Here is a 23,988-nt window from a genome sequence, read left to right on the forward strand (position 1 = left end):
CTCTCCATAAAGTATCGAAAGCGCTGGCTGCCTGGGGATCACCTGGGTGGCTGGCGAAAGTTTTGGTTTATTTTGTGAGGATCAGTTTTCCGGCATTCGTCTGGCGCAGCAGATACTGCTGGCCGTCATGCTCGATAATCACCCGGCCTCCCTCACCCAACAGGCTTTTGCTGTCGATGCGGCGATCGGTGGAAGCAGGGGATGGCGCTGTGTGTGTTTTTACTGGCGTTGCCGCGCTGTTATCGGTCGGTGACATAATGTTTATAAATAACAATCAATGTAACAATGATAATCATTATCAATAAACTGCAAATTCACGGCAAGCGTTTTTGTGAAAATTGTGTGACGGGATCAAATTTCAGGGGGAGGCGATGCGGCCTGATGCCCTCACCCCAACCCTCTCCCACGCGGAGAGGAAGAAGGGCGCGAACCGTAGGTCGGGTAAGCGCAGCGCCACCCGACAATAACATCAGAAGCGAGAATCAACCGCAGCTGCCAGCTTCTCCAGCAGCAGCTCGCTGTCTTCCCAGCTCAGGCATGGGTCGGTGATCGACTGGCCGTATACCATCTGCTGGCCGGCAACGATTTTCTGCGTGCCTTCTTTGATAAAGCTTTCGGCCATGATCCCGGCAACGGCGGTCGAGCCGCTGCGGATCTGCTGACAGACCTCATCGCAGACGTCAAGCTGGCGGCGATGCTGCTTCTGGCAGTTGCCGTGGCTGAAATCCACCACCAGATGTTCCGGCAGGTCGAATTCGGCCAGCGTTTCACAGGCGGCAGCGATGTCTTGTGCATGGTAATTAGGCTTCTTCCCGCCGCGCATAATGATATGCCCATACGGGTTACCGCTGGTCTGGTAGATGGTCATATGGCCGTTCTTGTCCGGCGACAGGAACATATGGCTGGCACGCGAGGCGCGGATCGCATCGACCGCAATCCGGGTGTTGCCGTCGGTCCCGTTTTTGAAGCCGACCGGACAGGAGAGGGCTGAGGCCATCTCGCGGTGGATTTGGCTTTCGGTAGTGCGCGCGCCAATCGCGCCCCAGCTGATCAGATCGGCGATAAACTGCCCGGTCACCATGTCGAGAAACTCGGTGGCCGTCGGCACGCCCAGCTCGTTGACCTGCAACAGCAGCTTGCGCGCCAGCTCGATGCCGTGGTTTACGCGATAGCTGCCGTTAAGGTCAGGGTCGGAAATCAGCCCCTTCCAGCCCACCACGGTACGCGGTTTTTCAAAGTAGGTGCGCATCACAATCTCCAGGCGATGCTGGTATTTTTCCCGCAACCCCTGAAGTCGTTTTGCATAATCCATCGCTGCATCCAGATCGTGGATGGAGCAGGGCCCAATCACCACCAGAAGACGCTTGTCTTCACCATTGAGGATTTTTTCAATGCGGCGGCGGGAGGCCGTCACATGTTCCGCGACCGCGGCGGAAACGGGGTGCCGCTCGGCCAGTTCAGCCGGGGTGACCAGGCTGTCTATGCGCGCCGTGCGGAGTTCATCGGTTTTATTCATGACTTGTCTCAGAAAATTTTTGCTTCATCGGCAGACTACCGGGAAGTGATGGGCATCACATTAAACCAATCCCTGCTGATTTCAAGTTCGGGGCGACACCGCCCCGCTGTTGAAAAGGATGATACATGAATCTGAGTTAATGTACTAGCTTATTAGTACATGCGACGGTTAAGCCCCATGATGTCGAGAATTTTGGTGGCGATCTCTTCTACCGAATAGTTCGTGCTGTTCAGCCACGGGATCTGGTTTTTGCGGTACAGGGCTTCCACTTCGGAAACCTCCATGCGGCACTGGCGCATCGAGGCGTAGCGGCTGTTCTCGCGGCGCTCTTCGCGGATCGCCGCGAGACGTTCCGGGTTAATCGTCAGGCCGAACAGCTTGTGCTGCAGCGGCTTGAGCGCAGCGGGCAGCACCAGGTTATCCATATCGTCGGCAATAAAGGGGTAGTTTGCGGCGCGGATGCCGAACTGCATCGCCAGATAGAGGCTGGTCGGCGTTTTGCCGCAGCGCGACACGCCGAGCAAAATCACCTGCGCCTGGTCGAGGTTGCGCAGCGAGATCCCGTCGTCGTGCGCCAGGGTGTAGTCGATGGCGGCAATACGCGCGTCATATTTGGTCAGGTTGCCGGGGTTCAGCCCGTGGGTGCGGTGCGCGATAGGCGTCGGGTCTAGCTTAAGCTCGCTCTGGAGCGGGGCCACCAGCGCCTGCACGATATCCTGGCAAAAGCCTTCACTTTGCAAAATGATGTGGCGAATCTCAGGAATAACGATGGAGTAGAACACCAGCGGGCGCACGCCGGTCTGCTGGAAGATGGCGTCAATCTGGTCTTTCACCGCTTTGGCACGGCTCTCATTTTCCACAAACGGCAGCGTGATGCTGTTAATCGAAACGGGGAATTGCGACATCACCGCGTGGCCCAGCACCTCGGCGGTGATCGCCGTACCATCAGAAATATAAAAAACGTGACGATCGACAGCATTATCCATTTTACCCACCCTGAATATCATACCTAATTGTCTGAAAGCATAAATTAAAAAAGTTAATTGCACAGCAAAGAAGTTATCTGAATTTAAAATGAAATGATGTTTTTGATTTTCCTGAAAAGCGGATTTCATTTTTCAAATAGCGACTTTATTTTTGTGGTTTCTGGCTGAATATAGATGAATCATCAGCTTATTGGCTGGTGGGAAACTATCCGAAAAGTTGAAAATTTAAATTGCTTACACGATTCACCGTTTTTTTAGCGCAAATAATTATGCCAGTATAAATACGTAGTCAGGTGTTACTTACTCCGATCAAATATCACAAAAGGATTGTTTCGATGTCCAACAATGGCTCGTCACCGCTGGTGCTTTGGTATAACCAACTCGGCATGAATGATGTAGACAGAGTTGGGGGCAAAAATGCCTCCCTGGGTGAAATGATTACAAATCTGTCCGGTATGGGTGTCTCCGTACCAAACGGGTTTGCCACGACCGCCGACGCGTTTAATCTGTTTTTAGACCAGAGCGGTGTAAACCAGCGCATTTACGACCTGCTGGATAAAACGGATATTGATGACGTCACCGAGCTTGCCAAAGCCGGGGCGCAGATCCGCCAGTGGATCATCGACACACCTTTCCAGCCGGAACTGGAAAAAGCTATCCATGACGCGTACAACCAGCTCTCCGCTGACGACGCGCAGGCCTCCTTTGCCGTACGTTCTTCCGCGACCGCAGAAGACATGCCGGACGCGTCGTTTGCCGGGCAGCAGGAGACCTTCCTGAACGTTCAGGGCTACGATGCGGTGCTGGTGGCGGTGAAGCACGTATTTGCTTCCCTGTTCAACGACCGCGCCATCTCCTATCGCGTGCACCAGGGCTATGACCATCGCGGCGTGGCGCTCTCCGCGGGCGTGCAGCGCATGGTGCGCTCGGACGTGGGTTCCTCCGGCGTGATGTTCTCCATTGATACCGAATCCGGCTTCGACCAGGTGGTGTTCATCACCTCCGCGTGGGGCCTGGGCGAGATGGTCGTGCAGGGCGCGGTGAACCCTGACGAATTCTACGTACACAAGCCTACGCTTGCCGCGGGCCGTCCGGCGGTGGTGCGCCGCACCATGGGCTCGAAAAAAATCCGCATGATTTATGCCCCAACCCAGGAGCATGGCAAGCAGGTTAAGATTGAAGATGTGCCGCAGGAGCAGCGCGACCGCTTCTCCCTGACCGACGCCGAAGTGCAGGAGCTGGCGAAGCAGGCGGTGCAGATTGAGAAACACTATGGCCGTCCGATGGATATCGAATGGGCGAAAGACGGGAACACCGGCAAGCTGTTTATCGTTCAGGCGCGCCCGGAAACCGTTCGCTCTCGCGGCCAGGTGATGGAGCGTTATACGCTGCACGCGCAGGGTAAAATCGTGGCGGAAGGCCGCGCCATCGGTCACCGCATCGGTGCCGGTCCGGTCAAAGTGATCCACGACATCAGCGAGATGAACCGTATTGAGCCAGGCGACGTGCTGGTGACCGACATGACCGACCCGGACTGGGAACCGATCATGAAGAAAGCGTCGGCCATCGTCACCAACCGCGGCGGCCGTACCTGCCACGCGGCGATCATTGCCCGCGAGCTGGGGATCCCGGCGGTTGTCGGCTGCGGTGACGCCACCGAGCGCATGAAGGACGGGCAGAACGTGACCGTCTCCTGTGCCGAAGGCGACACCGGCTACGTCTACGCCGATATCCTTGACTTCAGCGTGAAGAGCTCCAGCGTGGATACCATGCCGGATCTGCCGCTGAAGATCATGATGAACGTCGGTAACCCGGACCGCGCGTTTGACTTCGCCTGCCTGCCGAACGAAGGCGTTGGCCTGGCGCGTCTGGAATTCATCATTAACCGCATGATCGGCGTTCACCCGCGCGCTCTGCTGGAGTTTGACGACCAGGACGCGAAGCTGCAGAACGAAATCCGCGAGATGATGAAAGGCTACGACTCGCCGAAAGAGTTCTACGTCGGCCGTCTGACCGAAGGGATCGCCACGCTGGGTGCAGCGTTCTACCCGAAACGCGTGATCGTGCGTCTGTCTGACTTTAAGTCTAACGAATACGCTAACCTTGTGGGCGGCGAGCGCTACGAGCCGGAAGAAGAGAACCCGATGCTGGGCTTCCGCGGGGCCGGACGCTACGTGTCTGACAGCTTCCGCGACTGCTTCGCGCTGGAGTGCGAGGCGGTGAAACGCGTGCGCAACGACATGGGGCTGACCAACGTCGAAATTATGATCCCGTTCGTGCGTACCGTGGATCAGGCGAAAGCGGTGGTGGACGAGCTGGCGCGTCAGGGCCTGAAGCGCGGCGAAAACGGGCTGAAGATCATCATGATGTGTGAGATCCCGTCCAACGCCCTGCTGGCCGAGCAGTTCCTGGAGCACTTCGACGGCTTCTCTATCGGCTCGAACGACATGACTCAGCTGACGCTGGGCCTGGACCGCGACTCCGGCGTGGTTTCCGAGCTGTTCGACGAGCGTAACGAGGCGGTGAAAGCGCTGCTTTCCATGTCCATCCGCGCGGCGAAGAAGCAGGGTAAATACGTCGGGATTTGCGGTCAGGGTCCATCCGACCATGAAGACTTTGCCGCCTGGCTGATGGAAGAGGGGATTGACAGCCTCTCCCTGAACCCGGACACGGTAGTGCAAACCTGGCTGAGTCTGGCGGAACTGAACAAGTAACGGCAACACGATCGCAAAAAGGCGAGGATTTTATTCCTCGCCTTTTTTATTTCACCTCTAATTTGCTCCCCATCACAAATAATCTAAAAAACCAAATATCATAATTTGTCTGTTAATTAAGACAATTGTTAGTGCGCAACGCGTTGCTAATACTTGAGCCTTACTGCGCATTTCCCTTCAGATGATGCGCAACTGGTTGAAATACGTTTTAACCTGATAAAAAGGCAAATAACAATGACACTTTCCTCTGTATTGCGTACCAAAGATAAAATAGGTTATGGCTTAGGTGATATGGCCAGCGCGCTGGTCTGGCAAACGGCCACATTATTTCTTGCTTATTTCTATACCGACGTTTTTGGTTTGCCTGCCGCGATCATGGGTACCATGTTTTTAGTGGTGCGCGTGGTTGATGCGTTTGTCGACCCGTGTATTGGCGCGCTGGTTGACCGCACGCAGACGCGTCACGGCCGTTTCCGTCCCTGGCTGCTGTGGTTTGCTATTCCCTTTGGCGTAAGCTGCCTTATTACCTTCTACGTACCGGACGTCGGGCCGACGGCAAAAATTGTTTATGCCTGCGCGACCTACGCGATTTTAAGTCTGATTTACTCCGCCATTAACGTGCCTTACTGCGCCATGCCGGGCGCGCTGACGCTGGATCCGCGCGAGCGTCACTCCCTTCAGTCCTGGCGTTTTGGCCTGTCATTTATTGGCGGGTTGATCGTAACGGTTATCGCTCTGCCGCTGGTCTCATTGTTGGGCCAGGGCAACGTGCAGAAAGGCTATTTCTTTGCCATGAGCCTGATGGGGCTGCTGGGAATTGTGCTGTTCTTCTGCTGTTTCCTGATGACCCGCGAGCGTTATTCCCCGCGCAATGATACCTCCGGCTCCATGCTCACCGATTTAAAACTGCTGGCCGGTAACAGCCAGTGGCGCATCGTGTTTGTGTTTAATATTTTGCTGTTAACGGCGGTGGTGACGCGCGGCTCTGCCACCATGTATTACGTCAACTATGTACTGTTGCGCCCGGAGCTGGTTTTTGCCTTTATTGTTTCTGGCATGGTGGCCTCGCTAAGCGGCGCGTTATTATCTGAACGCCTGCTGGGGAAATTTGACCGCGTACGCGCCTATCAGTGGACGATAATGTCCTTCGTCATTTTCGGCGCGCTGATTTTCTTCCTGCCGCCTTCGCAGGTGTGGCTAATCTTTGGCCTTAACATCGTCTTTAGCTTTATTCAAAACCTCACCACGCCGCTCCAGTGGACCATGTTCTCTGATGTGGTCGACTACGAAGAGCATCGCAGCGGCCGCCGTCTGGACGGGCTGGTCTTCTCTACCGCACTGTTCGCCATCAAGTTTGGCCTTGCGCTGGGCGGGGCGGTGGTCGGCTGGGTGCTCGGCATGGTGGATTACGCCCCGGGCCAGGCAGCCCAGGTGCCGCACGTGCTCTCCACCATCAACGCCCTGTTCACCCTTATTCCGTGCGCGCTGTTCCTCTGCATGGTGGCGCTGCTTTCCATCTACAAGCTCAACAGCAGGCTGGTGGATTCCATCGCCCGGGAGCTGGCCAGCAAGCGTGAGGTAAGCCCCGACGCGGGGCAGCTCAGCCCGGCAACCCCTTCCGCACTACAGGAGTAAAATATGACTGCTATCTATAAGGACGCGGGACGTCCCGTGCACGAGCGCGTCGCTGATTTACTGGCGCGCATGACCCCGGAAGAGAAGTTCGCCCAGATGCACGCCTACTGGCTGATCCTTGATGAAAACGGCAACCACCGGGAGCGCAGCGATTTGAGCGACGAATTCGCCGGCGTCAGCCAGCAGGCGGCGCTGAGCGAACGGCTAAAACTGGGCGTCGGGCAGATCACCCGTCCGCTCGGCACCCACATCGTTGACGCGAAAACCGGGGTGCGCGCGGCTAACCGCCTGCAGCGCATGATGATGGAAGAGACGCGGCTTGGCATTCCGGCGTTGTTCCACGAGGAGTGCCTGGTGGGGCTGCTGTGCAAAGACGCCACGCTGTTCCCGTCCTCGCTCAACTACGGCTCGACCTGGGACCCGGAGCTGGTGCAGCGCGCGGCAGAGCAGATCGGTAAAGAGGCGCGTTCCGTCGGTTGCCAGCAGGGGCTGGCCCCGGTGCTGGACGTTTCCCGCGACGTCCGGTGGGGGCGAACCGAAGAGACCTTCGGGGAAGATCCCTGGCTGGTGGGCGTGATGGCAACCGCCTGGGTGAAAGGGTTACAGGGCGACAAGCGCGATCTGCTGGCGACGCTCAAGCATTACGTGGGCCACTCGTTCAGCGAAGGGGCGCGCAACCACGCCCCGGTGCATCTTGGCTTTAGCGAGCTGAACGACACCTTCCTGCTGCCGTTTGAAATGGCGGTCAAGCTGGCAAATGCCGGTTCGGTCATGCCCGCCTACCACGACATCGATAACCAGCCGGGGCACAGCGACAGCTTCCTGTTGACCACCGTCCTGCGCGAACAGTGGGGCTTCGACGGCATTATTGTGGCGGACTACGGCGGCGTCAGCCTGCTGCACCAGCACCACGGGATTTCTCACGATGCAGCGGAGTCCGCCGCGCTGGCGTTTAACGCCGGGCTGGACGTTGAGCTGCCGAAAGATGACTGCGCACGCCATCTGGCAGAAGCGGTAGAGCGCGGGCTGATCTCTATGGCGAAAGTCGATGAGATCGTGGCGCGTACGCTGACCGAAAAATTCCGTCTCGGCCTGTTTGAGAACCCGTATGCCGATGAAAACGGCATCGATCTGCAAAATGAGATGACCCGCCAGGTGGCGCGGGAGGTGGCGACAAAATCGGTCACGCTGCTGGAAAACAACGGCATTCTGCCGCTGAACGGTAAACCCCGCGTGGCGGTAGTGGGGCCGACGGCAGACGATCCGCTGGCGTTACTCAGCGGGTATAGCTTCCCGGTGCATCTGATCATCAGCGATATGGTTGAGGAGACCTCGCAGGTGACGACGCCGCGCGCGGCGCTGGAGCAGTACCTGGGTGCATCGAACGTGCGCTACGCGAAAGGGTGCCACATTATTGAAAAACGGATGGCGGGCGCGCCGGTCTTCCCGGGCGACAGCGGCGGCAAGCCAATGCAGCAGTCTCCGGTGTCGCAAAGTACCGCACTTATCCCCGAGGCGGTCAGCGCCGCACAGGAGAGTGACGTGGTGGTGTCCTGCGTGGGCGATCTCGCCGGGCTGTTCCAGAGCGGCACGGTAGGGGAAGGCTCCGATACTGACTCCCTGAATTTGCCGGGCGTGCAGCAACAGCTGCTGGAGGCGCTGGTGGCGACGGGCAAACCGGTGATCGTCGTGATGACCGGCGGGCGTCCGTACAACCTTCAGGGGCTGGAGGAGAAGATTGCCGCGCTGATGATGGCCTGGGCGCCGGGACAGGAAGGGGGCTGGGCGATTGCCGATGTGTTAACTGGTCGCGCGGAGCCGCAGGGCCGGCTGGTGGTCAGCGTGCCGAAAAGCGCCGGGGCGATGCCGTTCTACTATAACCACAAGCTGAAAAGCGGCGGCACGCCGTTCGCGTTCCATTTCGGTGCGCGTTACCCGTTTGGTTTCGGCCTCGGCTGGACGCAGTTTAGCTGGGGCACTGCCCGCGTCGCTGAAAGCAGCGTGCCGGTCGACGGGGAGGTGACGCTGAGCGTGGATATCACCAATACCGGCGAGCGCAGCGGCAGCGAGGTGGTGCAGGTCTACGTGCGGGACAAGGTCGCCACCCAGGTGCGCCCGCTTCAGGAGCTTAAGGCCTTCCAGCGCGTCACGCTCTCGCCGGGCGAAACCGCCACGCTAACCTTCACGCTGCCGGTTGAGATGTTCAACTTCACCCGCCGTGACGGCAAGCGCATCGTTGAGCCGGGCGAGTTTGAACTGCAGATTGGCGCATCGTCGGCGGATATCCGCCAGGCGGTGACGGTCAATGTGACGGGGGAAACGCGGGTGCTGCCTGCTGAGTGGCGGATGCTCAGTGCCTGTGAGGTTACGCGCGCGTAGTCAGGATAAAAAAAAGCCCATCGTGGGAGATGGGCAAAGACTACACACAGCAATTCGTTGTTTCACTCAGGGGATTTCCATGCTTATAAATCAAGGTGTTGATTTATAACCTTGAGCTAATAGTAGGCATGTCATCTTTCAGCGTCGATCGGATTCGTCTCAATAGTTAAAGAGACGTAAAGATTTCTTGTGAATAATAGCGGACTTAATGCTGAAATGGCGGGTCTGACCAGTGTGCAACGAATAAATACTTTAGCAGTGTTAAAGTATTGTGCGGGTTAATGTAGGCCGGGTAAGCGTAAGCGCCACCCGGCAACAAGGCTTAATGGGTATTCTTTTCTTCCAGCTCTTCCAGCTCGCTCAGAATCACGTCCGGGTCGGTTCCAGGCGGCGGCACTTCATGAACCCAGGCGGAGAACAGACGCCAGGTAACGGCGAGCAGCACCGGGCCAATGAACAGACCGATCATCCCGAAAGCAATCAACCCGCCGATAACCCCGGAGAGGATCAGGATCAGCGGCAGGTCTGCGCCCATGCGGATGAGGATGGGGCGAATCACGTTATCCATGGTGCCAACCACGCAGCTCCAGACCAGCAGAACCGTTCCCCACGTGGTATCACCCGTCCAGTAAAGCCAGATAATGCTCGGAACCAGCACCAGCAGCGGCCCCAGTTGCGCAAGGCAGGTCATCAGCATGACTACGGTAAAGACGGTGGCGTACGGTACGCCGGAAATCGCCAGGCCGATACCGCCCAGCACCGCCTGCACCAGCGCCGTCACCACGACGCCTAGGGCGACCGCGCGCACGGCCTGCGCGGCCAGCAGCACCGCGGCGTCACCGCGTTTTCCCGCCAGGCGGGTGGCAAAGTGACGAACGCCTAAAGCCACCTGCTCACCGCGCCAGTAAAGCAGGGCGCTGAAGACCAGCATCAGGGTACAGTGCATCATAAAGCGGCCGATATGTGCGGCCTGACCGACAAACCAGGTGGTGGTGGTGCCAATATACGGACGTACTTTCGCCATCAGCGCGCTGCCGCCCATCTCCAGCAGGCTATGCCAGCCGCTGTAAAGTTTAGCGCCCACGACCGGAATGCTGTTCAGCCAGCCGAGGTCCGGCAGCGTCAGGTCGCCGCTTGTCACGGCGCGGATCACCGGGCCGCTGGAGTCGACAAGGCTGTTTACCAGCAGCGCAATTGGAATAATAAACAGCAGGAACAGCAGCAGCGTCATCACCAGCACGGCCAGCCCGCGGCGGCCAAACAGCAGTTTCTGCAAGCGCAGCAGCAAAGGCCACGTGGCGACGACAACGGTCGCAGCCCAGGCGAAGCCGAGAATAAAGGGTTGAACAATCCACAGACACGCAATAATCATGAGGGCCAGGAATAGCACCGACAGCAGAATTTGCGCAACATCCCTGGGCTGGCGAAGATTGACCATAAATGAAACTTTCCTTAAAAGAACGCCAGTACCACTGGCGGGAATGGAAAACCGCGTCTCTCTTATCATTAGCGATCGCAGCGGTTTTTGACAGGCGAATTCTGCCTGTAATTCAGCAGAGATTATAAGAAAAAAATGTGATAAAACTTTTAAGATACACGCAAACGATTCCCACAACTCTAATTAGGGTCGACAGTAATGATCCCACAGATTTCTCAGGCACCTGGCGTCGTTCAGCTGGTGCTTAATTTTTTGCAGGCACTGGAGCAACAGGGTTTTACAGGTGATACCGCCACGAACTATGCCGACAGGCTGACGATGGCAACCGATAACAGTATCTACCAGCTTCTTCCCGATGCGGTCGTTTTCCCGCGTTCCACGGCCGACGTGGCGCTTATCGCCCGGCTGGCAACGCAGGAGCGGTTTGCCTCTCTGGTCTTCACGCCGCGCGGCGGTGGCACCGGAACCAACGGTCAGGCGCTGAACCAGGGCATCATTATTGATATGTCGCGCTATATGAACCGCATCATTGAGATCAACCCCGAAGAGGGATGGGTGCGGGTTGAGGCGGGCGTTATCAAAGATCAGCTTAATCAGTACCTCAAGCCTTACGGCTACTTTTTTGCCCCTGAACTCTCCACCAGCAACCGAGCAACGATCGGGGGGATGATCAACACCGATGCCTCCGGGCAGGGATCGCTGGTCTACGGTAAAACCTCCGATCACGTGCTGGGCGTGCGGGCAGTATTGTTAGGCGGCGATATCCTTGATACCCAGCCGATGCCGGTCGAACTGGCGGAAACGCTGGGTAAAGATAACACCGCCAGCGGGCGCATCTACCGCACCGTGCTGGAGCGCTGCCGCGACAACCGCCAGCTTATTCTCGACAAATTCCCCAAACTGAACCGCTTCTTAACGGGCTACGACCTGCGCCACGTGTTTAACGACGACCTGACGCAGTTTGATTTAACCCGCGTGCTGACCGGCTCCGAAGGAACGCTGGCGTTTATTACCGAGGCGCGGCTGGATATCACCCGCCTGCCGAAGGTGCGTCGCCTGGTGAACGTCAAATATGACTCCTTCGACTCCGCGCTGCGCAATGCGCCGTTTATGGTGGAAGCGAAGGCGCTGTCGGTGGAAACCGTCGACTCTAAGGTGCTGAATCTGGCGCGGGAAGATATCGTCTGGCACTCCGTGCGCGAGCTGATTACCGACGTGCCGGACAAAGAGATGCTTGGCCTCAACATCGTGGAATTTGCCGGTGATGACGCGGAGCTGATTGAAAGCCAGGTGACGACGCTCTGCCAGCGCCTGGATGAGCTGATTGCTCATGGCGAAGGCGGCGTGATTGGCTGGCAGCTTTGTCACGATCTGGCCGGTATCGAGCGTATTTACGCCATGCGTAAAAAAGCCGTGGGCCTGCTTGGCAATGCGAAAGGGGCGGCGAAGCCGATTCCGTTTGCCGAAGATACCTGCGTGCCGCCCGAGCATCTGGCGGATTATATCGTCGAGTTTCGCGCCCTGCTGGATAGCCACGGCCTGAGCTATGGCATGTTCGGCCACGTGGATGCCGGGGTGCTGCACGTGCGTCCGGCGCTGGACATGTGCGACCCGCAGCAGGAGATCCTGATGAAGCAGATCTCCGACGACGTCGTGGCCTTGACCGCCAAATACGGCGGTCTGCTATGGGGGGAGCACGGGAAAGGGTTCCGCGCGGAATACAGCCCGGCGTTCTTCGGGGAGCAGCTTTACGCGGAGCTGCGCAAGGTCAAAGCGGCGTTCGACCCGGATAACCGCCTCAATCCGGGGAAAATCTGCCCGCCTGAAGGGGTGGACGCGCCGATGCTCCAGGTGGATGCCGTTAAGCGCGGTACGTATGACAGACAGATCCCGATTGCGGTGCGCTCGTCCTGGCGTGGGGCGATGGAGTGTAACGGCAACGGCCTGTGCTTTAACTTTGACGTGAAAAGCCCGATGTGCCCGTCAATGAAAATCACCAGCAACCGCATTCACTCGCCGAAAGGGCGTGCGACGCTGGTGCGCGAATGGCTGCGTCTTCTGGCGGACCGTGGCGTCGATCCCCTGAAGCTGGAGCAGGAGCTGCCGGAAAAACGGGCCAGCCTGCGCTCGCTGATTGAGCGCACCCGCAACAGCTGGCATGCCAATAAGGGCGAGTATGATTTCTCCCATGAGGTGAAAGAGGCGATGTCCGGCTGTCTGGCCTGTAAAGCCTGCTCTACCCAGTGCCCGATTAAAATCGACGTGCCGGAATTCCGCTCGCGCTTCCTGCAGCTCTACCACACCCGCTATCTGCGCCCGGTGCGCGATCATCTGGTGGCGACGGTGGAAAGCTACGCGCCGCTGATGGCGCGCGCGCCGAAGACCTTTAACTTCTTTATCAATCAGCCGCTGGTGCGCAAGCTTTCCGAAAAGCATATCGGCATGGTCGATCTGCCGCTGCTGTCGGTGCCGTCGCTGCAGCGCCAGCTCGTCGGCCACCGCTCGGCGAACATGACCCTGGAACAGCTCGAAGCGCTTACTCCTGAGCAAAAAGCGAAGGTGGTGCTGGTGGTCCAGGATCCGTTCACCAGCTACTACGACGCTCAGGTGGTCGCTGACTTCATCCGCCTGGTTGAAAAACTGGGCTATCAGCCTGTAGTGCTGCCGTTCTCGCCAAACGGCAAGGCGCAGCACATTAAAGGCTTCCTGAACCGCTTTGCGAAAACGGCGCAAAAAACCGCTGATTTTCTCAACCGGATCGCCGAACTTGGGATGCCGATGGTCGGCGTCGATCCGGCGCTGGTGCTTTGCTATCGCGATGAATACAAGCAGACGCTGGGTGATAAGCGCGGCGATTTCCACGTCATGCTGGTGCACGAGTGGCTGCCGGCAGCCCTGGAAGAGAAGGCCATTCAGGAGGCTGGCGGTGAACCGTGGTATCTGTTCGGACACTGTACGGAAGTGACGGCGCTGCCCGGCGCCCCGGCGCAATGGGCGTCTATTTTTGCGCGTTTCGGCGCGAAGCTGGAGAGCGTCAGCGTGGGCTGTTGCGGCATGGCGGGCACCTACGGCCACGAGGTGAAAAACCACGCCAACTCGCTCGGCATCTATGAGCTGTCGTGGCATCAGGCGATGCAGCGATTGCCAAGAAACCGCTGCCTGGCGACGGGCTACTCCTGCCGCAGCCAGGTGAAACGGGTTGAGGGTAACGGCGTACGCCACCCATTACAGGCTTTACTGGAGATAATTGGATGATCTGGAAACGTGCCGTCACGCTGCAGGCGCTAAACGCCATGGGCGAGGGGAATATGGTGGGGCTACTGGATATCCAGTTCACCCGCATTGGGGAAGACGATCTGGAGGCGACGATGCCTGTCGATAGTCGCACCCATCAGCCGTTTGGCCTGTTGCACGGCGGGGCTTCCGTCGTGCTGGCGGAAACCCTGGGCTCCGTCGCGGGATATCTCTGCACCGAAGGCGAACAGAAGGTGGTCGGGCTTGAGGTGAATGCCAACCACATTCGCTCGGTGCGCAGCGGGCGCGTGCGCGGTATCTGCCGCGCGCTGCACGCTGGTAGCCGCCACCAGGTGTGGCAGATTGATATTCTCGACGAGCAGGATCGCCTGTGCTGCTCGTCGCGTCTGACGACGGCGGTCGTGTAAAGTTTTCAGATGAATTGCCTTTGGTCAAAAACTAGCCAGCGTGTTGTGATATACTGGTCAGGATTTGTACATAAGCGAGGACATCATGGATACTGAAATAACCCCAACACAGCTGGCAATTGAATATTTACGTCGCGATAAGAGCAACCTGTCTCCGGCGCAGTACCTGAAAAAGCTGAAACAGCTTGAGCTGGAGTTCACGGATCTGCTGGCGCTCTCTTCGAATGAACTGAAAGAAGAGATCTACTTTGCCTGGCGGTTGGGCGTTCACGTCCATTGAGTGAGTGTTGTTGAACAGGCCGCGAGTGCGGCCTTTTTTGTGTCTGACATTCAGTATTTAGCGGGGAGCTTGTTGATTTTAATAAGCCTGCCTTCTTCCATTTCGATAAATCCGCCGGTTTTTAAATCCGCCAGAATGCGCATTACGCCGCTGCGGGAGAGCTGGGTTTTCTCCCGAATATACCTTTCCGCCGTTACGCTGCTGCGATAACTTTCATCTTCCTCCATCAGCTTTATGAGCTGCTGGCGAATCATCTCATACGCCGTAGGTGCGCCCTGCGGCATCACGTTGTTATAAAGCCGGCTATAGACAAACATCAGTTGTCTGGAGAGCAGGCCCCATAGCCCTTTTTCTTTGATAATGTCAGCCACCTGTTCAGTAGGGATACTACCAATCAGGCAAGGGCTCACCGTGACGAGGTAATCATTGAAATAGATGTCCGTCAGGTTAGCAAGACCAAACAGGGCAGGGCTGCGGGCGGTAGAAAGCATCATGCTATCGCTGCTGCGGTAGATGGCAATCGTCCCCTCGAGGATTAAATAACAGAGCCCCTGACCGTTAACCTCAAGGTTAAGTCGTTCACCGCGGCCCGTTCGACGCACGGTGCAATAAGGCTTCAGATGCGCGATCAGTTCCTGGGCGTAAGGGGAGCCGCGAGACGATTTATCTGTAGAGGACATAGCCGTAAACCTGGAAGATAATCTTATGCTTATAGTTTCGCTCTTCTCTCGCGCTATCTCCAGATATTATTGTGCTTTCAGTACTTCCGGGGTAAATGGTTAACTTCTATCAGCACGCCACGGTCCATGGTGATGTATTTCCCCGTACGCAGTTCTGCCAGAATCCTCATAATTCCGCTGCGGGAAAGGTAGGTACGGCTTTTAATGTAAGCCGCTGCGGTGATGTTTTGTCGAATTGCCTCAGGCTCCTGCATTAATTCAACCAGCTGAAAGCGGATGATATCGTAGGCGGACATCTGTGATATTTGCGCGCAGTGCTCGTACACCCGCGATGCCGTGTAGATCAGCAATTTAGAAAAGTGTTCCCAGAGATCGTGCTGTGCAACCACGTTGTTAAACGTTTCCAGCGGTACGCTTGCTAATTCGGATGTCTCCAGCGCCCTAACGTAAAGATGTTCCGATGAAAACTGACTGCTGACACCCAGTATAAAAGGCGCTGATTCTGAATTTAACACAATGCCGTCGCCGCGGCGGTGCAGCGCCACGCTGCCGTGTAACAGCATAAAACATTGGCGTTCGTCATTTCGGTAATATTGTACGACTTCGCTTTTCGAAAGAATGATTTTCTCTGCACCAGGAAGGACATTATCAATTATACGCTCTATGTGCCTTAAGGGTTTTAATCCCAGCACTGACGATTTCTCATTGTCTAATACGGCTGCAATTCGCGTGTTCATAATATACCTCACTTCAACAGATGCGATCGTTTTTCAATCAGCGTGGAGAATTATCTTAAAAAGCAGCGAAGCAGGGAATAATACTCGGAAGTCTAATAATAGACCGGAAGGGTTGAGTATCTTAACGTTATGAATTTTATCGTTAAAGGGCGAAAGTCTAAAAGTAGACTGGCGATAAAGTGAACGATCTAAATGTTTGTTTTTTGTTAAACTCCAGTCTACAGCTAGACCTGAAAATAGATTGTCTCGCACAAAAGAGTTGTATAAATTTTGACTCGTCGACAGAAACACCCATCTGAAACGCTCGACACGATGAGAGTGATATTTTGTTTCTGATGGCCTCTAAAAAAAGAATGGCAGAATGAGGAACGTCTGTTTTGCCTGAATATCAGTAATAAATAAAGTAATACAGGAAATGGCTTTATGAAAAAGAAAATTATTGTTGCCATGTTTGCGGCAGGCTCTGCATTGACAATGACTCAGGCTTTCGCGGCGGCAGGTACGGTTAATTTTAACGGTAATATTTTGGATAATGCCTGCGATGTGGATGTGGCATCCCAGAATCAGGTTGTGGTCCTCGGCGATTATTACAAAACGGAATTCCCGACAACGGGTTCCCGAACCGCAGCGACGCAGTTCAATATCGTACTGAAAAACTGCCCGGTGACCGTTACCTCCGCGAAGGTGCGTTTTGACGGCACGCCAGATTTAACCAACGCAAGCCTGCTGGCGATTGATTCCTCCGTTGTGGGAGCAGCAACGGGCGTGGCCATCAACCTGATGACGGCGGATAAGGCCGATCTGCCGCTGCATGGTAGCAACAGCTATACCTATGCGCTGAGCAGCACCGCTGATAATACGCTCAACTTCTATGCCCAGTATATTTCGACTGCGGCATCAGTGACCGCGGGCCCGGCTAACTCGGTTGCTAACTTCTCTGTGATTTATAACTAAGTCTTTTGCAGTAATCAGTATGGGGCCACCCGGCCCCTTTGTTTTATGAGGTATTCAATGCGTTTTATCACAACAATCGGTCTGGCCGCAGCAGCGTTACCGCTGACATCTTCAATCGCCAATGCCGGGGTCATTATTGGCGGCACCCGCGTTATTTTCGACGGTGCAAAAAAAGAAGCAACCATTAGCGTGGACAATGCCGATAGCGCGCCCTTTTTAATTCAGTCGTGGATTGATGCGCCGGAGGGAAAAACAGATAAAGCGCCTTTTATCATTACGCCTCCGCTTTATCGACTGGATGGTGGCCAGAAAAATATCGAACGCATTGTTATGACTGGTTCACTCCCTCAGGAACAAGAAAGTTTATTCTGGCTCAATATAAAAGCCATTCCTTCTGCAACGAAACAGGCTAACGCACTGCAAATTGCGGTGAAAACGCGTATCAAGTTGATTTATCGCCCGGCTAATCTTCACGCGTCAACGCCTGAAGGTCAGGCCGGAAAATTAACGTGGCAACGCAACGGGAATGAAATTCAGGTTACGAATCCGACACCTTATGTCATCAATTTTAATGAAATATCTGTGGGCGGAAAAAAGCTGGATGATGTTTCGTATGTATTACCTGGCGCGTCGGCCCGGTTCCCGTTACCTCATGGAACCAGCGGAAATACGTTGACGTTTAAAGTTATCAACGATTATGGAAGCCCCGGCGCGTTGCATCAAGCCAGTTTGTGATTTTGACAAACGGTAATACCCGCATTACTCAGGTTATCAGCAATGAAAATACAGCAATATAAAGTACGTCCTCGACGCCTGGCGACACTCATCGCCCTGGCAATGACGGGGTCTTCTCCCACGCTTTATGCCAGCGAAACGTTTAATACCGAACTGGTCGAGCTGGATAACCCAGGGATGGGGAAAGCCGATTTATCCGCATTTGAATCAGGCTCTCAGGCACCGGGGACGTACCATGTTGATATTATTCTTGACGATCAGCTCATGGAGACCCGAGATATTACCTTTGCCGCAGCAAAAACGCCTGATGGAAATGACGTATTACAGCCATGCCTGAGCATTGAACAATTAAAACAGTGGGGCGTTAAGACAGCGCTCTTTCCAAAGCTGGTCTCAGCGAAAAGCGACTGTGCCAATCTTAAGGCCATTCCACTGGCCTCGACGGATTTCCAGTTCAACGCGCAGCGTCTGGTTATCAGTATTCCGCAGGCGGCTATTGATATACCGGCGCGTGGCTATGTGCCACCAGAAATGTGGGACGAGGGCATCAATGCCGCCATGCTCAATTACAGCCTGAGCGGGGCCAACTCCTGGGCGAAGACCGGAGGGGCTGACAGAACGGACAGCCAGTATGCCAACCTGCGTCCGGGGATCAACATTGGGCCGTGGCGCCTGCGCAACTACACCACCTGGTCCCGGGATGCGTCGGGTCAGGATAAATGGGACACCGTTTACACCTATGCGCAGCGGGCCGTTATTCCCCTGAAAGCGCAGCTGACGCTCGGCGACAGCTCCTCCCCGGCTGACGTGTTTGACAGTATCCCTTTTCGCGGCGGCCAGCTGGCGTCCGACGATGACATGCTGCCGGATTCCCTGAAAGGCTACGCGCCCGTGGTTCGCGGTATTGCGCGCACGAATGCGCAGGTGGTGGTGCGCCAGAATGGCTATCAGATCTACCAGAGCTACGTCGCCCCGGGGGCGTTCGAGATAACAGACATGTACCCGACGGGCGGTGCCGGGGATCTGGATGTGACAATCAAAGAAGCGGATGGAAGCGAACAGCATTTCACCCTGCCTTACGCCTCTCTGCCGGTGCTGCAACGCGAAGGGCGTCTGAAGTATGCCATCACGGGTGGCCAGTATCGCGCCTATAACAGCAGCGTGGAAAAGACGCCTTTCGGGCAACTGACCGGTATTTATGGTCTCCCGCAGGGCCTGACGCTGTACGGCGGCGTGCAGGGATCGGGCAAGTACCGGTCGCTCGCCGTTGGGGTGGGTAAAAACATGGGGGATTTTGGTGCGATCTCCACCGACGTAACCCAGGCCTGGTCTACGCCGGATAACACGGCCAAAACCAGCGGCCAGTCCTGGCGCGCGCGGTACAGCAAGAACTTTATTGATACCGGAACAAACTTTTCGATTGCGGGGTATCGCTATTCGACCAGCGGCTACTACGGAATGCAGGAAGTGCTGGACTCCTGGGGAGACAGTACCGCGCTGCAGGACAGGCGGCGTAACCGCGCCGAATTGACCATGAGCCAGACGCTGGGCGGGGATTTGGGGTCCCTGACCCTCAGCGCCGCGCGGGAAGACTACTGGAATTCGGGCAAATCAATGGCGTCCTGGAGCGTCGGGTATAACAACTACTGGCATAACATCAGCTATGGCGTGACCTGGACATACAGCAAAAACGCCAGCGCAGCCTCGTATGGCACCGGGAGCAGTAAAACGTACGACCACGACCAGCTTCTGGCATTTAACGTCGGCGTGCCGCTGGAGAAATTCCTCCCGCAGACGTGGGCGAACTATGGCATGAACGCCAGCAAGAATAACGGCACTACGCACAGCCTGGGCATGAACGGCGTGGCCCTGGAAAACAACGCCCTTAACTGGAACGTGCAGCAGGGCTACGGCACGGACGGCGTGGGATATACCGGCAACATGAACGGGGATTACAAAGGGACCTACGGCGAAGTGACGGCGGGCTATGGCTACGACAGGAACAGCGAGCGTCTGAACTACGGCCTGCAGGGGGGCATCCTGGCCCACGCGGACGGCATCACCTTTTCCCAGCCGCTGGGGGAAACCAATGCCCTGATTAAGGCACCCGGCGCCCACGGGGTGGATATTCGAAACCAGTCCGGTATGCGAACGGACTACCGGGGCTATACGGTGGTGAGCAACCTCTCCGTGTACCGCAAAAACGACCTCACGCTCGATCCGGAAAATATGCCTGACGACGTGGAACTGGAAATCAATACGCGCACGGTCACGCCAACGCGAGGCGCGGTGGTCAGGGCAGATTATCTCTCTAAAGTGGGGCGCAAGGTGCTGATGACCCTGATGGACGACGGTCGATTCGTTCCATTTGGGGCGATGGTGACGCTCGCCGGAGACGGTCACAGTAGTTTTATCGTCGGCGATCGCGGACAAGTCTATTTAACCGGCATGAGCGAGCAGGGGACGCTGGTCGTGGCGTGGGGAAATCAGTCCGGCCAGCAGTGTCGCGCGGATTTCACCCTGCCGAAACAGGCCACCTATGGTGGCGTCACCCTCGTTAACGCCCTTTGCCGTCGGGAACATTAAGATGAAAACGATGAAATTTTTGCTGTTGCTCTGCTTATTGGCGGGCTGGAATGGTGCCTGGGCCGGGACGTGCACGACGATCGTGCCGCAAACGTCTTCGCTGTCGGTGGGCACCCTCAACGTGCAGCGCGATGCGCCTGTGGGAACGGTGATATTCTCCGGTGCGGCGTCAAATACGGGGTCCTATCTGACCGGCTGCAGCAATCCATTAATGCTGGGTTTTAGCATGCGGTATAACGGCGCCACGCTCAGCACCTATGGGAATCATGTTTACAATACCAACGTCAGCGGGATTGGGATTCGATTTTCATCGAACAACTATTTTGATAACCCGAGCAATACCTTCTCATACAACGCGCAAACCTCCTACGTCGACTGGTATGGCGGAAAAATTGAACTGGTGGTGACCGGGCCGGTTTCATCCGGGGCGCTCACGCCCGGTGTCATCGGCGTGGTAACCCTTCAGGGCAGCGACGCTATTTATCGCGATGGCCTGACAACGCAGTTGACCAGCGGCACGATCAATGCCCTGGCGTGTACGATTAATACGCCACAATTAACCTTCGCCATTGGAAATATACCCGCCTCTTCCTTTACTGGCGGTGTGGGAACGTCGCCGGCAGGCGCGCAAAATACGCAGAACCTCGGATTAAACTGCAGCGCCGGGACCAATATAAACGTCACGTTGAGCGGCATTCAAAATCCGGATAGCGGCAATACGAGCGTGATGGCCCTGACGGGGCAGGGTAATCCAGGAACGGCAAAAGGGGTGGGCGTTCAACTCATCTATAACGGTACGCCGCTGGCCATGAACAGTCGCCTGCTATTAAAACAGTCCGCGGGAGGAGTCGAAACGCTCCCGTTAACGGCCCGTTATTATCAAACGCTGGGGACCGTTCAGTCGGGAACGGCCAACGCCTCGGCCACGCTTAATATAACCTACCAGTAGCAGGTGAGAAGATGAAAATAGCGCACAAAAAAACGCTCCTGCTTGCCCTGTTGAGTTGGAAGGTGTTTTCCGCCGATGCGGTCAATATCGGCGTAACGGGGAATATCGTGGCATCGCCCTGCATATTTAATGGCGGGAATACGAATCTGGATATTAACCTCGGCAATATTCAGGCTTCCAATATGGCGACGCCAGGATCCACGTCCGATCCGGTTGCGTTCAATCTGCTCTTTACAAGCTGTCCGCTGGGAACCCGCAGCGTCACGGTGACGTTCGCAGGTAACCCGGATCCCACAGCAGGTGCGGACTATTACATGAACAGCGGAACAGCCACTGGCGTTGCCGTCGCCATGAGTGACGCCGCTACCGGCTCGCTTAAAGGGACGGGCTCCAGTATCACAAAGGCTATTGCGGCAGACAGCACTGCCACGATGCCCATGCAGGCCTGGGTCAAATCCGCTTCAGGCGGTGTTACGCCTGGAAGCATCAGTGCCGTTGTTGTGATGACCATGCAGTACAACTAAATGACAGTGATACGTATCTATTAAAGACGTTGGTAGGAACTATGTTAAATATCCTGATTCAGGAAACGGATCTGTTTTTTCAGGCTGGGCTACAGAACTTTTTAGAGAATTTTTTTAAGCAAAACTTTAATTGCGTCATCACCTTTAATCTTGACCTGACCCATGAAAACGTCAGTCAGGCCGATATTATTGTTCTGTCATTGTGTCAGGGTGAAACACTGACCTGTTTTCCCGAGTTACTGGCCCGGAAAAAAGGGATTGTGATAGGCTTCGTCGACGATGAGCTGCGATTTTCAGCGTCGCCCTCCTGCTTTCAGGACATCATTTTTCTCTCTCGCCGTGCATCGCTTGATCGTATCAGTGGTGAACTGTTTCTCGCGTGGTTCAGGACACAACTACCGGGTTACAAGTGGACTAAAAGGAGCTGTTTCGACTGCCAGCATAAAGGTTTATCCCGGCAACAAATTCGCATTATGGTGAATTTTTACAGAGGGCTGTCGGTTGTGCAGATCGCGCACGCGCTGGAGATGAGCGAGAAAACGGTCTTTACCCATAAATATATGATGATGCAAAAATTTAATTTGCGCAGCGATTACGAGCTGATCGTATTGCTGAGAAGGTTGATGGAGAAAAAGAGCCAACCCAACCAGCTTCGCGATTTCCTGGAAAACGATTATGTATAACCTGGCAATGCTCAATCAAAATTTTTCAGGCAACTTAATAATATTAAGTAACACACCTCTTTGCATGTCGATATAGCCCCCTTCTTTTAATGCCGAGAGTATACGCATCACGCCACTCCGGGACAGGTGGGTTTTATCTCTGATATAACTTTCAGCAGTAACACTGAGCCTGAACGAGGGTTCTTCGTTTGAGAGCGCATAAAGTTGGGCGATGACAATATCATAAGCGGAAGGGCCCGTTAAATCTTCATAACTGTGAAAGAGCTTACCTGCCAGGCTCATCAGATGATATGCCAGGGGCTCCCAAAGGTTATGACGCTTAACCGTCTCATTAACAAAATCCATTTTAAGGATGACGATGTCACAGTTATTGAATGTCTTGATATAGCCGCGCATCTGGGTCTGATACAAATTGCTGAGGCCGATCACCGCGGGCCCTTGAACCGTAGCCATCGCTAAATCGTGGTTGCTACGGTGTATCATGACACGTCCTTTGAGCAATACATAACAGAGACGCTCATTGCCAACCACAAAATTTAATCGACGGCGTGGCAGCACTTTTTTTAAATCTGAACCATGTTGAAGATAATCGATCAGCAAATTTGTCGCTGATGAAGGATCACTTACCCATTTTGTGGAGAACTCATCGAGCATACGCGCGCCTGTCCGTCAAACCTTCCAGTAGTCATGGGGTTCAGTATAGCGTGGATCCTGCCGAGTCTCCCTAAGCGCGCGTTTTGTTCAGTATTTCAAAGGTAAGTGATTGATAGAAATCAGGATACCGCGTTTAAGTTCAACGCATCCCGCATCCCGAAGTTCTGCAAGGATCCGCATTATGCCGCTACGAGAAAGATACGTTCTGCTTTGGATGTAATTCGCTGCGGTAATATTGCTGCGGATACGCTCCGATTCGTTCATCAGTTCAAGCAACTGGAACCGGATTATCTCATATGAGGACATCTGTGAGATCAATGTGCAGTGCTCGTAAACGCGAGAAGCGGTGTAAATCACTAACTTGCACAAACTCTCCCACAGTCCAAAACTCTCAATCAGCAGATTGAAACGTTCCAGAGAAAGGCGGCTCATCACAGCATTTTCATTCACTCTGACGTACAGGTTTTCGGTCTGTGAGAACTGATTACTGATACCCATAATGAAAGTCGCTTGTTCAGAGTTAAGCACCATACCATCCCCTCGTCGGTTCAGCGTGACACCCCCTTGATGAAGTATATAGCAGGTTCTTTTTTTACCGGAATGATAGCGCAGGACTTCGCCTTTATTCGCATTAAAACGCGTGGCAAAGGGAGCGATTTGTTCAATAATTTTATTGATATCATCAACGGGCTTAAATGCATGCGCAGGAGTAACCTCAGTGATTTCTCCCGTTGACATTTTAGTATTCATATTAATCCCTCCAGACGCTCTTTATGTTTGTCAAAAGATGCGTCAGAGATTATCTATCCGAGGGGAGTATAAATAAATAATAGGTTGATTTCATAATGGACTCGACCATTAACAAATATTTAATAA

20 protein-coding genes and 1 other RNA gene are annotated in these 23,988 nt (G+C 55.1%); 12 read left to right on the top strand and 9 right to left on the bottom strand.

Annotation, left to right across the window (positions count from 1 at the left end):
• Positions 1-67: 67 nt before the first annotated feature.
• The 3 genes from hemP to IM313_RS20380 all read right to left on the bottom strand — a co-directional run bounded on the left by hemP (position 68) and on the right by IM313_RS20380 (position 2,502).
• Complete coding sequence (hemP, locus tag IM313_RS20370) at positions 68-256, bottom strand: hemin uptake protein HemP (protein ID WP_192970944.1); 189 nt, start codon at positions 254-256, stop codon at positions 68-70.
• A gap of 213 nt (positions 257-469) precedes the next feature.
• Complete coding sequence (aroH, locus tag IM313_RS20375) at positions 470-1,516, bottom strand: 3-deoxy-7-phosphoheptulonate synthase AroH (protein WP_028012834.1); 1,047 nt, start codon at positions 1,514-1,516, stop codon at positions 470-472.
• A gap of 152 nt (positions 1,517-1,668) precedes the next feature.
• Positions 1,669-2,502, bottom strand: a complete 834-nt coding sequence (locus IM313_RS20380) for a pyruvate, water dikinase regulatory protein (protein WP_028012835.1) — start codon at positions 2,500-2,502, stop codon at positions 1,669-1,671.
• 335 nt (positions 2,503-2,837) lie between these two features.
• On the opposite strand from IM313_RS20380, the gene ppsA reads away from it, so the two are divergent.
• The 3 genes from ppsA to IM313_RS20395 all read left to right on the top strand — a co-directional run bounded on the left by ppsA (position 2,838) and on the right by IM313_RS20395 (position 9,230).
• Positions 2,838-5,216, top strand: a complete 2,379-nt coding sequence (gene ppsA, locus IM313_RS20385) for a phosphoenolpyruvate synthase (RefSeq protein ID WP_028012836.1) — start codon at positions 2,838-2,840, stop codon at positions 5,214-5,216.
• Between the two features lie 234 nt (positions 5,217-5,450).
• Complete coding sequence (locus IM313_RS20390) at positions 5,451-6,851, top strand: MFS transporter (protein ID WP_192970945.1); 1,401 nt, start codon at positions 5,451-5,453, stop codon at positions 6,849-6,851.
• A 3-nt stretch (positions 6,852-6,854) separates the two neighbouring features.
• On the top strand, positions 6,855-9,230 hold the full coding sequence (locus tag IM313_RS20395) for a glycoside hydrolase family 3 N-terminal domain-containing protein (protein ID WP_192970946.1): 2,376 nt from the start codon (positions 6,855-6,857) through the stop codon (positions 9,228-9,230).
• 5 nt (positions 9,231-9,235) lie between these two features.
• Here IM313_RS20395 and rprA read toward each other — a convergent pair.
• Both rprA and ydiK read right to left on the bottom strand, forming a co-directional pair.
• Positions 9,236-9,343, bottom strand: an RNA gene (gene rprA, locus IM313_RS20400) — antisense sRNA RprA.
• Between the two features lie 209 nt (positions 9,344-9,552).
• Positions 9,553-10,668, bottom strand: a complete 1,116-nt coding sequence (gene ydiK / locus IM313_RS20405) for an AI-2E family transporter YdiK (RefSeq protein WP_041910407.1) — start codon at positions 10,666-10,668, stop codon at positions 9,553-9,555.
• 198 nt (positions 10,669-10,866) lie between these two features.
• Between ydiK and IM313_RS20410 the strand changes: the two genes are divergently transcribed.
• The 3 genes from IM313_RS20410 (at position 10,867) to IM313_RS20420 (ending at position 14,610) form a co-directional block, all read left to right on the top strand.
• Positions 10,867-13,923 carry an FAD-binding and (Fe-S)-binding domain-containing protein gene (locus IM313_RS20410; RefSeq protein ID WP_192970947.1) on the top strand — a complete coding sequence of 1,019 codons (3,057 nt, stop codon included), beginning with the start codon at positions 10,867-10,869 and terminating at the stop codon, positions 13,921-13,923.
• Entirely contained in the window at positions 13,920-14,330 is a 411-nt protein-coding gene (gene menI, locus IM313_RS20415; protein ID WP_028012841.1) for a 1,4-dihydroxy-2-naphthoyl-CoA hydrolase, read from the top strand. Before IM313_RS20410 ends, menI begins: the two co-directional genes overlap by 4 nt.
• Before the next feature lie 85 nt (positions 14,331-14,415).
• The gene (locus IM313_RS20420; RefSeq protein WP_003857766.1) at positions 14,416-14,610 is read left to right on the top strand and encodes a YdiH family protein; all 195 of its coding nucleotides are present in this window, start codon (positions 14,416-14,418) and stop codon (positions 14,608-14,610) included.
• A gap of 50 nt (positions 14,611-14,660) precedes the next feature.
• On the opposite strand, the gene IM313_RS20425 is transcribed toward IM313_RS20420, so the two are convergent.
• Entirely contained in the window at positions 14,661-15,290 is a 630-nt protein-coding gene (locus tag IM313_RS20425) for a helix-turn-helix domain-containing protein (protein ID WP_045261565.1), read from the bottom strand.
• 77 nt (positions 15,291-15,367) lie between these two features.
• On the bottom strand, positions 15,368-16,027 hold the full coding sequence (locus tag IM313_RS20430) for a winged helix-turn-helix transcriptional regulator (RefSeq protein WP_049000776.1): 660 nt from the start codon (positions 16,025-16,027) through the stop codon (positions 15,368-15,370).
• Between the two features lie 423 nt (positions 16,028-16,450).
• Here IM313_RS20430 and IM313_RS20435 point away from each other — a divergent pair, with 423 nt between their 5' ends.
• From IM313_RS20435 to IM313_RS20460, 6 genes are read left to right on the top strand one after another with little or no spacing between them, the layout of a single operon-like run.
• On the top strand, positions 16,451-16,981 hold the full coding sequence (locus IM313_RS20435) for a fimbrial protein (protein ID WP_028012844.1): 531 nt from the start codon (positions 16,451-16,453) through the stop codon (positions 16,979-16,981).
• 57 nt (positions 16,982-17,038) lie between these two features.
• Positions 17,039-17,716: a molecular chaperone gene (locus IM313_RS20440; RefSeq protein ID WP_192970948.1), complete on the top strand. Its 678-nt coding sequence runs from the start codon at positions 17,039-17,041 to the stop codon at positions 17,714-17,716.
• Between the two features lie 42 nt (positions 17,717-17,758).
• Entirely contained in the window at positions 17,759-20,302 is a 2,544-nt protein-coding gene (locus IM313_RS20445; RefSeq protein WP_192970949.1) for a fimbria/pilus outer membrane usher protein, read from the top strand.
• A gap of 1 nt (position 20,303) precedes the next feature.
• Positions 20,304-21,251, top strand: coding sequence for a fimbrial protein (locus IM313_RS20450; RefSeq protein ID WP_049000783.1), 948 nt, complete (start codon positions 20,304-20,306; stop codon positions 21,249-21,251).
• An 11-nt stretch (positions 21,252-21,262) separates the two neighbouring features.
• Positions 21,263-21,775: a fimbrial protein gene (locus IM313_RS20455; protein WP_192970950.1), complete on the top strand. Its 513-nt coding sequence runs from the start codon at positions 21,263-21,265 to the stop codon at positions 21,773-21,775.
• 41 nt (positions 21,776-21,816) lie between these two features.
• Complete coding sequence (locus IM313_RS20460) at positions 21,817-22,458, top strand: LuxR C-terminal-related transcriptional regulator (RefSeq protein ID WP_192970951.1); 642 nt, start codon at positions 21,817-21,819, stop codon at positions 22,456-22,458.
• Between the two features lie 15 nt (positions 22,459-22,473).
• On the opposite strand, the gene IM313_RS20465 is transcribed toward IM313_RS20460, so the two are convergent.
• Both IM313_RS20465 and IM313_RS20470 read right to left on the bottom strand, forming a co-directional pair.
• A complete protein-coding gene (locus IM313_RS20465) occupies positions 22,474-23,112 on the bottom strand; it encodes a helix-turn-helix domain-containing protein (RefSeq protein WP_082221669.1) in 639 nt (212 codons plus the stop codon).
• An 87-nt stretch (positions 23,113-23,199) separates the two neighbouring features.
• Positions 23,200-23,862: a winged helix-turn-helix transcriptional regulator gene (locus IM313_RS20470; RefSeq protein ID WP_028012851.1), complete on the bottom strand. Its 663-nt coding sequence runs from the start codon at positions 23,860-23,862 to the stop codon at positions 23,200-23,202.
• Between the last annotated feature and the right edge of the window lie 126 nt (positions 23,863-23,988).

It is taken from the genome of Enterobacter cloacae complex sp. P2B, assembly GCF_014895985.1.
In the GTDB taxonomy this organism is placed as follows: Bacteria; Pseudomonadota; Gammaproteobacteria; order Enterobacterales; family Enterobacteriaceae; genus Enterobacter; species Enterobacter bugandensis.